This window comes from Acidovorax benzenivorans (genome assembly GCF_028680575.1).
Taxonomy (GTDB): Bacteria; Pseudomonadota; Gammaproteobacteria; order Burkholderiales; family Burkholderiaceae_C; genus Acidovorax; species Acidovorax benzenivorans.
In genome coordinates this window covers 41,900-54,670 of sequence record NZ_JAPCKI010000013.1, presented here as the reverse complement: position 1 = coordinate 54,670, position 12,771 = coordinate 41,900, and the positions used below count along the sequence as shown (strand labels likewise).

The following is a 12,771-nucleotide window of genomic DNA, read 5'->3' as shown; positions in this document are numbered from 1 at the left end:
TTATGGCGCCGGGATGCGCTTTCCGGTGGCCGCGTCGAAACTGTGCAGGCGGTCGTTGCGCGGCACCACGTGGATCACCGAGTCAGGCGCGGGCGCATGGGTGCCTTCTTCTACGCGCACGATGATCTGCTCGCCGTTGATGCGGCCGTAGATCAGGCGCTCGGCGCCCAGCAGCTCCACGGTCTCGACCTTGACTGCCCAGCCCTCGCTGCGCACGTCCAGGTGCTCCGGGCGGATACCCAGAATGGTGCCGGGCTTGGCGCTGGGGGCGTTCTTGAGCAGGTTCATCGGCGGCGAGCCGATGAAGCTGGCCACGAAAGTGGTGGCTGGCGTGTGGTAGACCTCTTCGGGCGTGCCGAACTGTTCCATGTTGCCCGCGTTCATCACGATCATGCGCTGCGCCAGCGTCATGGCCTCGACCTGGTCGTGCGTGACGAACAGGCTGGTGATGCCCAGCTCGCGGTGCAGCTTCTGGATTTCGAGGCGCGTTTGCGCGCGCAGCTTGGCGTCAAGGTTGGACAGCGGCTCGTCAAACAAAAACACCTGCGGCTGGCGCACGATGGCGCGGCCCATGGCTACGCGCTGGCGTTGGCCGCCCGACAGCTCGCGCGGCTTGCGTTCGAGCAGGTGGCCCAGTTCGAGAATCTTGGCGGCCTTGTCCACGCGCGCCTTGATCTCTTCCTTGGGCACCTTGGCGATCTTCAGGCCATAGGCCATGTTCTCGAAGTTCGTCATGTGGGGGTAGAGCGCGTAGTTCTGGAACACCATCGCGATGTCGCGCTGGGCGGGCTCCAGGTTGTTCACCACACGGTCGCCAATGCGCAGCTCGCCGCCGGAGATTTCTTCCAGGCCCGCCACCATGCGCAGCAGGGTGGACTTGCCGCAGCCGGAGGGGCCCACGATGACGACGAATTCGCCGTCCTTGACCTCGGCGTTCACGCCGTGGATGACCTGGTTGGCCTTGGGGCCGACGCCGTAGCGCTTGACGATATTGCGAAGAGAGAGGGATGCCATATGTGCAATGAATTTGATAGCTACAGGTGCTTATTGAATAAGCGCTAGCAGGGGTTTTGTCTTATTTTTCGGTATCCACCAGGCCCTTGACGAACCAGCGCTGCATGACCACCACCACAAAGGCCGGGGGCAGCATGGCCAGGAGGGCCGTGGCCATCACGATGTTCCACTCGTTGCCCGCGTCGCCGCCAGCCAGCATGCGCTTGATGCCGATCACCACGGGGTACATGTCCTCGGATGTGGTCACCAGCAGCGGCCACAGGTACTGGTTCCAGCCGTAGATGAACTGGATCACGAACAGCGCGGCAATCGAGGTGCGCGACAGCGGCACCAGGATGTCCTTGAAAAAGCGCATGGGGCCTGCGCCGTCCACGCGCGCGGCTTCCACCAGCTCATCGGGCACCGTCAGGAAGAACTGCCGGAACAGGAAGGTGGCGGTGGCCGAAGCGATCAGTGGCACCGTGAGGCCCGCATAGGTGTTGAGCATGCCCAGGTTGGACACCACTTGGTAGGTGGGGCCGATGCGCACTTCTACCGGCAGCATCAGCGTGATGAAGATCAGCCAGAAGCAGATGCCCTTGAAGGGAAAGCGGAAGTACACGATGGCAAACGCCGACAGCAGCGAGATCGCGATCTTGCCCACGGTGATGACCATGGCGGTGACAAAACTCACCCACATCATGCGGGCCACGGGGGCTGTGGAGCCAGCGCCGGAGCCGCCGCCAAACAGGGCGTCGTGGTAGGTCTGCCAGAAGTTGCCACCGGGCACCAGGGGCATGGGCACCTGCACGATGTCCTGCGCCGTGTGGGTGGAGGCCACGAAGGCCAGGTACAGCGGAAAGCCGACGATGATCACGCCCAGCACCATGATGAGGTGCGAGAACGCGGTGAGATAGGGGCTGCGTTCAACCATATCAGTATTGGACTTTCTTTTCGACGTAGCGGAATTGGATGACCGTCAGCACGACGACGATGGCCATCAGCACCACCGACTGCGCGGCCGAGCCGCCCATGTCCATGGCCTTGAAACCATCGTGGTACACCTTGTAGACCAGGATGGAGGTATCGCGCCCCGGGCCGCCCTGGGTGGTCGAGTCCACGATGGCAAACGTGTCGAAGAATGCATACACCACATTGATCACGAGCAGGAAGAACGTGGTGGGCGACAGCAGCGGGAACTGGATGCTCCAGAACCGGCGCCAGGGGCCTGCGCCGTCGATGGCGGCAGCCTCGATCAGCGACTTGGGGATGGACTGCAACCCCGCCAGGAAGAACAGGAAGTTGTAGGAGATCTGCTTCCACACCGCAGCAATCACGATCAGCGCCATGGCGTGGTCGGAGTTGAGCATGTGGTTCCAGTCAAAGCCCGACTGGCGCAGCATGTAGGCCACCACACCCAGCGATGGCGAGAACATGAACATCCACAGCACGCCGGCCACGGCCGGTGCCACGGCGTAGGGCAGCAGCAGTGCGGTTTTGTAAACGATGGCGCCTTTGATGATGCGGTCGGCAAAGATCGCGAGCATCAGCGACAGGCAGATGCCCACCGCCGCCACCAGGATCGAGAAGAAGGCTGTGGTCTTGAACGAGGCCAGGTAGCCCGGGTCTTCAAACAAGGTCTTGAAGTTGTCCAGCCCCACCCATTCGGTGGACATGCCGAAGCTGTCCTGCATCTGAAACGATTGCACCAGGGCCTGGCCTGCGGGCCAGAAGAAGAACACGCTGATGATGACCAGCTGAGGCGCCAGAAGCACCCAGGGTAGCCACGCAGAGCGGAAAAGTACGCGTTTTTCCATGACGAAACTCTCAAAAAGAAAACCCCGCCGCCCCGTGAACCATGCTGGTTGACGGGGCGGCGGGTTTTCGATGCCACCCGGCCGGGTGGCGGGGCGGCATCGACAGATGGTGGACCGTGCTTACTTGTTGGCGCGTGCGAAGCGGGCCAACTGTTCGTTGCCACGTGTCACTGCAGTGTCCAGGGCTTCCTTGGGCGACTTCTTGCCCGACCAGACCTGTTCGGTTTCCTCGTCGATGATCGAGCGAATCTGCACGAAGTTGCCCAGGCGGATACCGCGCGACTTGTCGGTGGCCTTGCGGATCATCTGCGTCACTGCCACATCGGTGCCGGGTTTCGCGTCATAGAAGCCAGAAGCCTCGGTGAGCTTGTAGGCACCCATGGTCACAGGCAGGTAGCCTGTGCGTTGGTGGCTGGCGGCTTGCACCTTGGTGTCGTTCAGGAAGTTCAGGAAGCTGGCAACGCCCTTGTATTCCTCAGACTTCTTGCCGGCCATCACCCACAGGCTGGCGCCGCCGATGGCGGTGTTTTGTGGGGCTCCCTTCACGTCGGCGTAGTAGGGCAGGGTGGAGATGCCGTACGCGAACTTGGCTTCCTTGGCCACGCGGGCGTACAGGCCCGACGAGCCTGTGATCATGGCGCACTCACCCGAGGGGAAGGAGGCGTCTGCCGTGTTGTTGCGGCCCTTGTAAACGAAGCTGCCTTCCTTGGATGCCTTGGCTAGGTTCTCGAAATGGCGCACATGTAGCGGCGAGTTGATCTGCAGCTGGGCATCGTTGCCGTCAAAGCCGTTGTTCTTGGACGCGAACAGCGTGTTGTGCCACAGCGAGAAGCTCTCCAGCTGCGTCCAGCTGATCCAGCTGGTGGTGAAGGGGCAGCTGTGGCCGCTGGCCTTGAGCTTGGACGCGGCAGCAAACACTTCGGGCCAGGTCTTGGGCGGCTTGTCGGCGTCCAGGCCCGCCTTTTTGAAGGCGTCCTTGTTGTAATAGAACACTGTTGTGGAGCTGTTGAGCGGGTAGCTCAGCATCTGGCCATTGGGTGCGGTGTAGTAGCCGGCCACTGCGGACACGTACTGCGTGGGGTCGAACTTGAACCCGGCATCGCTCATCACCTTGCCAGCTGGCACGATGGCGCCCTTGCTGGCCATCATGGTGGCGGTGCCCACCTCGAACACTTGCAGGATGTGGGGTGCATTGCCAGCGCGGAAGGCGGCGATGGCACCGGTCATCGATTCGTCATACTGGCCCTTGTATGTGGGCACGACCTTGTATTGGGACTGGCTGGCGTTGTATTGCTTTGCCAGGTCGTTGACCCAGTCGCCCAGCGCTGCACTCATCGAGTGCCACCATTGGATCTCAATGGGTGCCTGTGCTTGCGCAGGTGCGCAGACCGACAGGGCAACAGCAGCGCAGACCGCCAGAAGCTTCGTTTGCATGAATATTTCCTCCGAGGATGACGAAAAGCACAAGGGCTGGATGCTATGCAGCCTTTGTGACATTGATATGTCGTTGTCGCATGACCTCGCGCCCTGCAACAACCGGGGAAACCCCTTGGGTTACCCGTGAGGGGTGCGATTGTGACCTTTTTGTGACAAGGTGTGGCGCATTTGCCGAGGCTTGCAAGGTTTTGTGCAATGCACCATGCTGGTGACTGTTTGCACGTTTGTGCAGCACCGGTTCGTTCGCGTCGTCGCGCGCCGGACCTTTTCTTCCTCCACTCCCCATCACTTCTCTTTCATCGCCATGGCCACCAACTCGCTCGACAAGAACAAGATCAAGTTTCTGCTGCTCGAAGGCATTCACTCCTCTGCGGTGGATGTGATCCGGGCGGCAGGCTATACCCAGATCGAAACCGTGTCCGGCGCGCTGGAGGGCGACGAGCTCAAGCGCAAGATCGCAGACGTGCACTTTGTGGGCATCCGCTCGCGCACCCAGCTCACCGAAGAGGTGTTTGCCCACGCGCACAAGCTGGTTGCGGTGGGCTGTTTTTGTATTGGCACCAACCAGGTGGACCTGAACGCGGCGCGCGAGCGCGGCATTGCCGTGTTCAACGCGCCGTATTCCAACACCCGCTCAGTGGCCGAGCTGGTGCTGGCCGAGGCCATCCTGCTGCTGCGGGGCATCCCGGAGAAGAATGCGGTGGCGCACCGGGGCGGCTGGCTCAAGTCGGCCGACAACGCCTACGAGATCCGGGGCAAGACGCTGGGCATCGTGGGCTATGGCTCCATCGGCACGCAGCTGTCGGTGCTGGCCGAGGCCCTGGGCATGCAGGTGGCGTTCTTCGACGTGGTCAACAAGCTGCCTTTGGGCAATGCCCGTCAGGTGCAGCATCTGCACGACCTGCTGGGCCAGAGCGACATCGTGAGCCTGCACGTGCCCGAGCTGCCGTCCACCGAGGGCATGATCGGTGCAGCCGAAATCGCGGCCATGAAGCCCGGCGGCATCCTCATCAATGCCGCGCGAGGCACGGTGGTGGATATCGAGGCCCTGGCCGATGCGCTCAAGGCCAAAAAACTGCTGGGCGCCGCCATTGATGTGTTCCCGGTGGAGCCACGCTCCAACAAGGACGAGTTCCAGTCGCCCCTGCGCGGGTTGGACAACGTGATCCTGACCCCCCACATCGGCGGCTCCACCATGGAGGCGCAGGCCAACATCGGCCTCGAGGTGGCAGAAAAGCTGGTGAAGTACAGCGACAACGGCACCAGCACCTCATCTGTCAACTTCCCCGAAGTGGCGCTGCCCGCCCACCCTGGCAAGCACCGCCTGCTGCACATCCACCGCAACGTGCCGGGCGTGCTGTCCGAGATCAATCGCATTTTCTCGGACAACCAGATCAATATCTCGGCCCAGTACCTGCAGACCAACGAGAAGATCGGCTACGTGGTGATTGATATCGACGCAGCGTCGTCCGACCTGGCGCTGGAAAAGCTGGCCCAGGTCAGTGGCACCCTGCGCAGCCGCGTGCTGTTCTGACCCCGTTGCGGGGCCGCTTTGGCTCTGCAAGGCGGCCCTGGCCCGGTAAGACGGAGGCCGGTGGCTTAAAATCGCGCCCCCACCCCAGGTAGAGCCCCCATGAATGTTCCGATAGCGTTGGCTGCCTTGCAGACGCAGGCCGCCGAGCCTGTGCGTCTGCGCGAGATTCCCTATAACTACACCTCGTTCTCCGACCGGGAGATCGTGATCCGCCTGCTGGGGTCTCCGGCCTGGGACGTGCTGGACCAGCTGCGCAAGGAGCGCCGCACCGGGCGATCAGCCCGCATGCTGTATGAGGTGCTGGGCGATATCTGGGTGGTGCAGCGCAACCCCTACCTGCAGGACGACCTGCTGGACAACCCCGCGCGTCGCAAACTCTTGGTCGATGCCTTGCAGCACCGCCTGGGCGAGATCGAAAAGCGCCGGACCCCCGCTGACGATGCCGAGCGCGACCGCCTGGTGGGCGAGCTGGTCGTCGCCGCGCGCCGCGCCGTGGCTGAGTTCAACGCCACCTTCGAGCAGGCCGCGCAGTTGCGCCGCCAGATCCAGAAGACCCTGGGTCGCCTGACGGCCAAGGACAACATCAAGTTTGACGGCCTCTCGCGTGTGAGCCACGTGACCGACGCCACCGACTGGCGCGTCGAATACCCGTTCGTCGTGCTCACCCCCGACACCGAGGTTGAGATGGCTGGCCTGGTGAAGGGCTGCATCGAACTGGGCCTGACCATCATTCCCCGTGGGGGCGGCACCGGCTACACCGGCGGCGCCATTCCGTTGACGTGGAAGAGCGTGGTCATCAACACCGAAAAGCTCGAAGCCATGACCGAGGTCGAGATGCGCCGCCTGCCGGGCCTGGACCGCGAGGTGGGCACGGTGTGGACCGAAGCCGGCGTGGTCACCCAGCGTGTGGCCGATGCGGCCGAGCGCGCAGGTTTTGTGTTCGCGGTGGACCCGACCAGCGCCGAGGCCAGTTGCATCGGCGGCAACATCGCCATGAACGCAGGCGGCAAGAAGGCCGTGCTGTGGGGCACGGCGCTGGACAACCTGGCCAGCTGGCGCATGGTCACGCCCGACGCCCAGTGGCTCGAAGTGACCCGCCTGGACCACAACATGGGCAAGATCCATGACGTGGAGACGGCCACCTTCGAGCTGCAGTATTTCGAAGCCGACGGCAAGACACCCGTGCGCACCGAGCGCCTGAGCATTCCGGGCCGCACCTTCCGCAAGGAAGGCCTGGGCAAGGACGTGACGGACAAGTTCCTGGCGGGCCTGCCCGGCATCCAGAAGGAAGGCTGTGACGGCCTCATCACCAGCGCGCGCTGGGTGGTGCACCGCATGCCCGAGCACACGCGCACCGTGTGCCTGGAGTTCTTCGGCAACGCCAAGGACGCCGTGCCCTCCATCGTCGAGATCAAGGACTTCATGTTCGCCGAGCAAAAGCGCAGTGGCGTGTTGCTGGCGGGCCTGGAGCACCTGGACGACCGTTACCTGAAGGCCGTGGGTTACGCCACCAAGAGCAAGAAGGGCAATGGTGGCCTGCCCAAGATGGTGCTGATCGGTGACATCGCGGGCGACAACGCCGACGACGTGGCCCGCGTGACCAGCGAGGTCGTGCGCCTGGCCAACACCCGCAGTGGCGAAGGTTTTGTGGCTATCACGGCCGAAGCGCGCAAGAAGTTCTGGGCCGACCGCAAGAAGACGGCCGCCATCAGCCGCCACACCAACGCCTTCAAGATCAACGAAGACGTGGTGATTCCGCTGCCGCGCATGGCCGAGTACACCGACGGCATCGAGCGCATCAACATCGAGCTGTCCCTGCGCAACAAGCTCAAGCTGTGCGACGCGCTGACCGAGTTCTTTGAGCGCGGCAACCTGCCCCTGGGCAAGCATGACGCCGACGACGAAGTGCCCTCGCCCGAGCTGCTGCAAGAGCGCGTGGCCCAGGCCGTCGCCCTGGTGGAAGAGGTACGTGCGCTGTGGCAAGGCTGGCTGCACGACGTGGAAACGCTGTTCCCCCAGCTGCAGGACCACACGCTGCGCGCCAGCTGGAAGACCCAGCTGCGGGCGCCGCTGCAAGGCATCTTCACCGGCGCGGCGTTCAAGCCCATCCTGGACGAAGCCGTGGCCATCCACAAGCGCGTGCTCAAGGGCCGCGTGTGGGTCGCGCTGCACATGCATGCGGGCGACGGCAATGTGCACACCAACATCCCCGTCAACAGCGACGACTACGAGATGCTGCAGACCGCACACGAGGCGGTTGCACGCATCATGGTGCTGGCGCGCAGCTTGAACGGCGTGATCTCGGGTGAACACGGCATTGGCATCACCAAGCTGGAGTTTCTGACCGACGACGAACTGCGTCCCTTTGCAGAATACAAGCGCAAGGTGGACCCGGAAGGCCGCTTCAACAAGGGCAAGTTGCTACGAAATCAGGAGCTGGTGGCGCTTGATGGACAAGCGTCAGAGGCCAAAAATGCTTCAAATGCCGCGTTGATGCACGCCGATTTGACGAATGCCTACACGCCCAGCTTCGGGCTGATGGGGCACGAGTCGCTGATCATGCAGCAGAGCGACATCGGCGCCATTGCCGATTCGGTCAAGGACTGCCTGCGCTGCGGCAAGTGCAAACCCGTGTGCTCCACGCACGTGCCACGCGCCAACCTGCTCTACAGCCCGCGCAACAAGATCCTGGCAACGTCGCTGCTGGTCGAGGCGTTTTTGTACGAAGAGCAGACCCGCCGGGGCGTGAGCATCAAACACTGGCAGGAGTTTGAGGATGTGGCCGACCACTGCACGGTGTGCCACAAGTGCGAGAGCCCCTGCCCGGTGAAGATCGACTTCGGCGATGTCACCATGAACATGCGCAACCTGCTGCGCAAGATGGGCAAGAAGACCTTCCGCCCCGGCAACGCGCTGGCGATGACCATGCTCAACGCCACCAACCCGGACACCATCAAGTTCATGCGCTCGGCCATGGTGGACGTGGGCTTCAAGGCCCAGCGCCTGGCCGTGGACCTGCTGCGCAAGGTGGGCCGCAAGCAGACGGCCAAGCCACCGGCCACGGTGGGCACGGCTCCGATCAAGGAGCAGGTGATCCACTTCATCAACAAGAAGCTGCCGGGCGGCTTGCCCAAGAAGACGGCGCGCGCGCTGCTCGACATCGAGGACAAGGACTACGTGCCGATCATCCGCAACCCGCAGGCCACCACGGCCGAGACGGAGGCGGTGTTCTACTTCCCCGGCTGCGGGTCGGAGCGTTTGTTCTCGCAGGTGGGTCTGGCCACCCAGGCCATGCTGTGGCACGCCGGTGTGCAGACGGTGCTGCCACCGGGCTACCTGTGCTGCGGCTACCCCCAGCGCGGCTCGGGCCAGTTCGACAAGGCCGAGAAGATGATCACGGACAACCGCGTGCTCTTCCACCGTGTGGCGAACACGCTCAACTACCTCGACATCAAGACCGTGGTGGTGAGCTGTGGCACCTGCTACGACCAGCTGCAGGGCTACGAGTTTGACAAGATCTTCCCAGGCAGCCGCATCATCGACATCCACGAATACCTGCTGGAAAAGGGTGTGAGCCTGCAAGGCAAGGGCGCCTACCTGTACCACGAGCCCTGCCACAACCCCATGAAGCTGCAGGACTCGATGAAGACCGTGAAGGCGCTGGTGGGCGAGCAGGTCTTGAAGAGCGAGCGCTGCTGCGGCGAGTCCGGCACGCTGGGTGTGACCCGGCCCGACGTGTCCACGCAGGTACGCTTCCGCAAGGAAGAAGAAATCAAGAAGGGCGAGGCCCAGCTGCGCGAAAGCGGTGCTGTGGGCGCGCAGGACAACGTGAAGATCCTCACCAGCTGCCCCAGCTGCCTGCAGGGCCTGAACCGCTATGAAGGCGACCTGAACAACGGGCTGCTCGAAGCCGACTACATCGTGGTCGAGATGGCGCGCGAGATCCTGGGCGAGAACTGGATGCCTGACTACGTACACCGTGCCAACAACGGCGGCATTGAGCGGGTTCTTGTCTGATGGTCTGCCCTTTGTGCTCCGAAGACGGTGGCGCATTGGTCTGGCGCGGTGAGCGCCTGCGTGTCATCCGCGCGCAGGAGGCGGGCTTCCCCGCCTTCTATCGCGTGGTCTGGAACGCGCATGTGGCCGAGTTCTCGGACCTTGCAGCCGCCGACCGTGTGCACTGCATGGAGGCGGTGACCCTGGTGGAACATGCGCTGCGCCAGCACCTGTCGCCCACCAAGGTCAACATCGCCGCGCTGGGCAACATGGTGCCCCACCTGCACTGGCATGTGATTGCGCGGTTTGACTGGGACAGCCACTTTCCGGCGCCCGTGTGGGCAGCGGCGCAGCGGCCCAGCCCGGTGGCGCAAGAGGCCGCTGTTCAGGCGCTGCTGCCAGCTCTGGAGGCGCACTTGCAATCCCAGCTGGCGCAGTGGGCCACCCGGTAACCCTGCTGCATGCGGCGTGTGCCCGGGCGGGTGGGACAATGGCAGCCGTCGTTCCTGACAACTGTTTTCTCAAGGTGATTCCATGGCAGGTTTGAAAGCGGGCGCGCCCACGCCGCAGGCCATTACGGTGCACGAGGCATCGCGCGTGCTGGAGGTGGGCTTTTCGGATGGCGCCACATTCCGCATTCCGTTCGAGCTGATGCGCGTGTACTCGCCCTCGGCCGAGGTGCAGGGCCATGGGCCGGGGCAAGAGGTGCTGCAGACCGGCAAGCGCCATGTGGCGCTGGTCAACCTGGAGTCCGTGGGCAACTATGCCGTCAAGCCCACGTTCTCCGACGGGCATGACAGCGGCATCTTCACTTGGGACTATCTCTACGAACTGGGCCAGAAGCAGGACGCGCTGTGGGCCGAGTACGCCGAGCGGCTGGCGGCGGTCGGCGCCGATCGCGATGCACCCATGGCGCCCAAGGGTGGGGCAGGGGGGCATGCCTGCGGCAGCCACTGAGGCTTTCTTCTCACAGGCTCGGCCAGGTTGCTGGCACGGGACGTCGCTGAAGCCCCTGCATATCAAGGTGCTATTGAAATCGTAGCTATCGGCGCAATATGTATATGCGCTAGCGGCTGGTTTTGTTTCAATAGCGTTGTCCAAATTGCGACAGATGCCCCAATTCAGTGCGGGGTTGTCGCTGTACCTCTGGCGTTCACGCGCCTAGCATGATTCTTATGAGCACCACGCATTTCGGTTTTCAGTCGGTGGACGAGCAGGACAAGGCACGCCGCGTGCGCGGTGTGTTTGATTCCGTGGCCTCCAAATACGACGTGATGAACGACCTCATGTCGGCGGGCCTGCACCGCGCCTGGAAGGCCTATACCGTGATGGTGGCCAACCTGCGCGAAGGCAGTCAGGTGCTGGACATTGCGGGTGGCACTGGTGACCTGGCGCTGGCGTTCTCCAAAAAGGTAGGTGCGTCGGGCCGTGTGGTGCACACGGACATCAACGAAGCCATGCTGCGCGTGGGCCGCGACCGGCTCATCAACGAAGGCGTGATGCTGCCCACGCTGGTCTGCGACGCCGAAAAGCTGCCGTTCCCCGACGCGCATTTCGATGTGGTGAGCGTGGCCTTTGGCCTGCGCAACATGACGCACAAGGACCAGGCCTTGGCCGAGATGTGCCGTGTGCTCAAGCCCGGTGGCAAGTTGCTGGTGCTCGAATTTTCCAAAGTGGCGCAGCCGCTGACCAAGGTGTACGACTGGTACTCGTTCAAGGTGCTGCCCCAGTTGGGCAAGCTGGTGGCGGGCGATGACGCAAGCTACCGGTATCTGGCGGAGTCCATCCGCATGCACCCGGGGCAGGAAGAACTCAAAAGCCTCATGCAGAAAAGTGGTTTTGGGCATGTGGACTATCACAACATGACTGGGGGCATAGTGGCCCTCCATGTTGGAATCAAGTGCTGAGCGGTTTGCTCGGTCGATAACGGAGACGGAGAAGTCATGATGAAACTGTGGTCTGTGGTGTTGGTCGCGATGCTGGCGTTTGCGCACGCCGATGCCGACGCCGCGCGGCGACTGGGTGGTGGCAAATCGGTGGGCAAGCAGTCCAGCAACGTGACGCAGCGCGAGTCGGCCACGCCGCCTGCCACGCCGGGCGCACCCGCACAGAGTGCAACCAACACGGCTGCGGCGGCCAAGCCTGCCACCGCCACACCGGCGGCGGCTCCGGCTGCACCGGCCAAGAAACCCTGGGGCGCCATGCTGGGCGGCCTGGCGGCGGGCTTGGGCCTGGCCTGGCTGGCGCACTCGCTGGGCCTGGGCGCGGGCTTTGGCAACATCCTGATGATTGCGCTGCTGGCACTGGCGGCATTTGCCATCTTCAAGATGGTGATGCGGTCCCGCAGTGGCGGTGGGAATGGCTCGGGCAATGCTGCGGGTGGTGCTCCGTTCGCTTTCCAGGGCGCGGGGGCTGCAACGCCCGCCACGGCTCAGGTGCCGCCGCAGTACAGCCCCAACAATGTGGGCAACGACGCATCGGCCCGTCCCTGGGAGCGCAGCAGCATGGCGTTTGACGCCTCGCGTGCCGGGCAAGGTGGCGTGGGTTCGGGTGTGGTGATCGGTTCGGGTCTGTCGGGCTCGCAAAACTGGGGTGTGCCCTCCGATTTCGACACCGAGGGTTTCCTGGCGGCCGCCAAGCGTAACTTCGTGACCTTGCAGGGCGCGTGGGATCGTTCGGACATCGCCACCCTGCGGTCCATGATGACGGACAGCATGCTCGACGAGATCCGCACCCAGCTGGCCGAGCGCGAAGCCCACCGTGGCACGCAGCCCAACCACACCGATGTGGTCATGATTGAGGCGCAACTGCTGGGCATCGAAGACCTGGGCGACGGCTATATGGCCAGCGTCGAGTTCTCGGGCATGATCCGCGAAGAACTCTCGGCCGGGCCCAGCCCCTTCCGCGAGGTCTGGAACATGACCAAGCCCAAAGCGGGCAACACCGGCTGGCTGGTGGCAGGCGTGCAGGCCCTGCAGTAATCGCAGCCCATGG

At 63.4% G+C, this 12,771-nt stretch carries 10 protein-coding genes; 6 read left to right on the top strand and 4 right to left on the bottom strand.

From position 1 onward, the window contains the following. The 4 genes from OIN59_RS18685 to ugpB all read right to left on the bottom strand — a co-directional run bounded on the left by OIN59_RS18685 (nt 1) and on the right by ugpB (nt 4,244). A complete protein-coding gene (locus tag OIN59_RS18685) occupies nt 1-1,014 on the bottom strand; it encodes a sn-glycerol-3-phosphate import ATP-binding protein UgpC (RefSeq protein WP_274112639.1) in 1,014 nt (337 codons plus the stop codon). 61 nt (nt 1,015-1,075) lie between these two features. Beyond that, nucleotides 1,076-1,927, bottom strand: coding sequence for a sn-glycerol-3-phosphate ABC transporter permease UgpE (ugpE, locus tag OIN59_RS18680; RefSeq protein WP_274112637.1), 852 nt, complete (start codon nt 1,925-1,927; stop codon nt 1,076-1,078). Nucleotide 1,928: 1 nt separating this feature from the next. Next, nucleotides 1,929-2,810 (bottom strand): sn-glycerol-3-phosphate ABC transporter permease UgpA, encoded by an 882-nt coding sequence (gene ugpA / locus OIN59_RS18675; protein WP_274112635.1) that lies wholly within the window; start codon nt 2,808-2,810, stop codon nt 1,929-1,931. 120 nt (nt 2,811-2,930) lie between these two features. After that, a complete protein-coding gene (gene ugpB / locus OIN59_RS18670) occupies nt 2,931-4,244 on the bottom strand; it encodes a sn-glycerol-3-phosphate ABC transporter substrate-binding protein UgpB (protein ID WP_274112633.1) in 1,314 nt (437 codons plus the stop codon). Nucleotides 4,245-4,551: 307 nt separating this feature from the next. On the opposite strand from ugpB, the gene serA reads away from it, so the two are divergent. The 6 genes from serA to OIN59_RS18640 all read left to right on the top strand — a co-directional run bounded on the left by serA (nt 4,552) and on the right by OIN59_RS18640 (nt 12,758). Further along, entirely contained in the window at nt 4,552-5,781 is a 1,230-nt protein-coding gene (serA, locus tag OIN59_RS18665; protein WP_274112631.1) for a phosphoglycerate dehydrogenase, read from the top strand. Nucleotides 5,782-5,880: 99 nt separating this feature from the next. Next, entirely contained in the window at nt 5,881-9,798 is a 3,918-nt protein-coding gene (locus OIN59_RS18660) for an FAD/FMN-binding oxidoreductase (RefSeq protein ID WP_274112629.1), read from the top strand. Then, nucleotides 9,798-10,229, top strand: coding sequence for an HIT family protein (locus tag OIN59_RS18655; protein ID WP_274112628.1), 432 nt, complete (start codon nt 9,798-9,800; stop codon nt 10,227-10,229). The genes OIN59_RS18660 and OIN59_RS18655 overlap by 1 nt, the downstream gene beginning before the upstream one ends. Before the next feature lie 82 nt (nt 10,230-10,311). After that, nucleotides 10,312-10,734 carry a DUF971 domain-containing protein gene (locus tag OIN59_RS18650; protein ID WP_274112626.1) on the top strand — a complete coding sequence of 141 codons (423 nt, stop codon included), beginning with the start codon at nt 10,312-10,314 and terminating at the stop codon, nt 10,732-10,734. 218 nt (nt 10,735-10,952) lie between these two features. Continuing rightward, nucleotides 10,953-11,684, top strand: a complete 732-nt coding sequence (gene ubiE / locus OIN59_RS18645) for a bifunctional demethylmenaquinone methyltransferase/2-methoxy-6-polyprenyl-1,4-benzoquinol methylase UbiE (protein ID WP_274112624.1) — start codon at nt 10,953-10,955, stop codon at nt 11,682-11,684. A gap of 36 nt (nt 11,685-11,720) precedes the next feature. Further along, entirely contained in the window at nt 11,721-12,758 is a 1,038-nt protein-coding gene (locus tag OIN59_RS18640; RefSeq protein WP_274112622.1) for a Tim44 domain-containing protein, read from the top strand. The last annotated feature ends 13 nt before the right edge of the window (nt 12,759-12,771 follow it).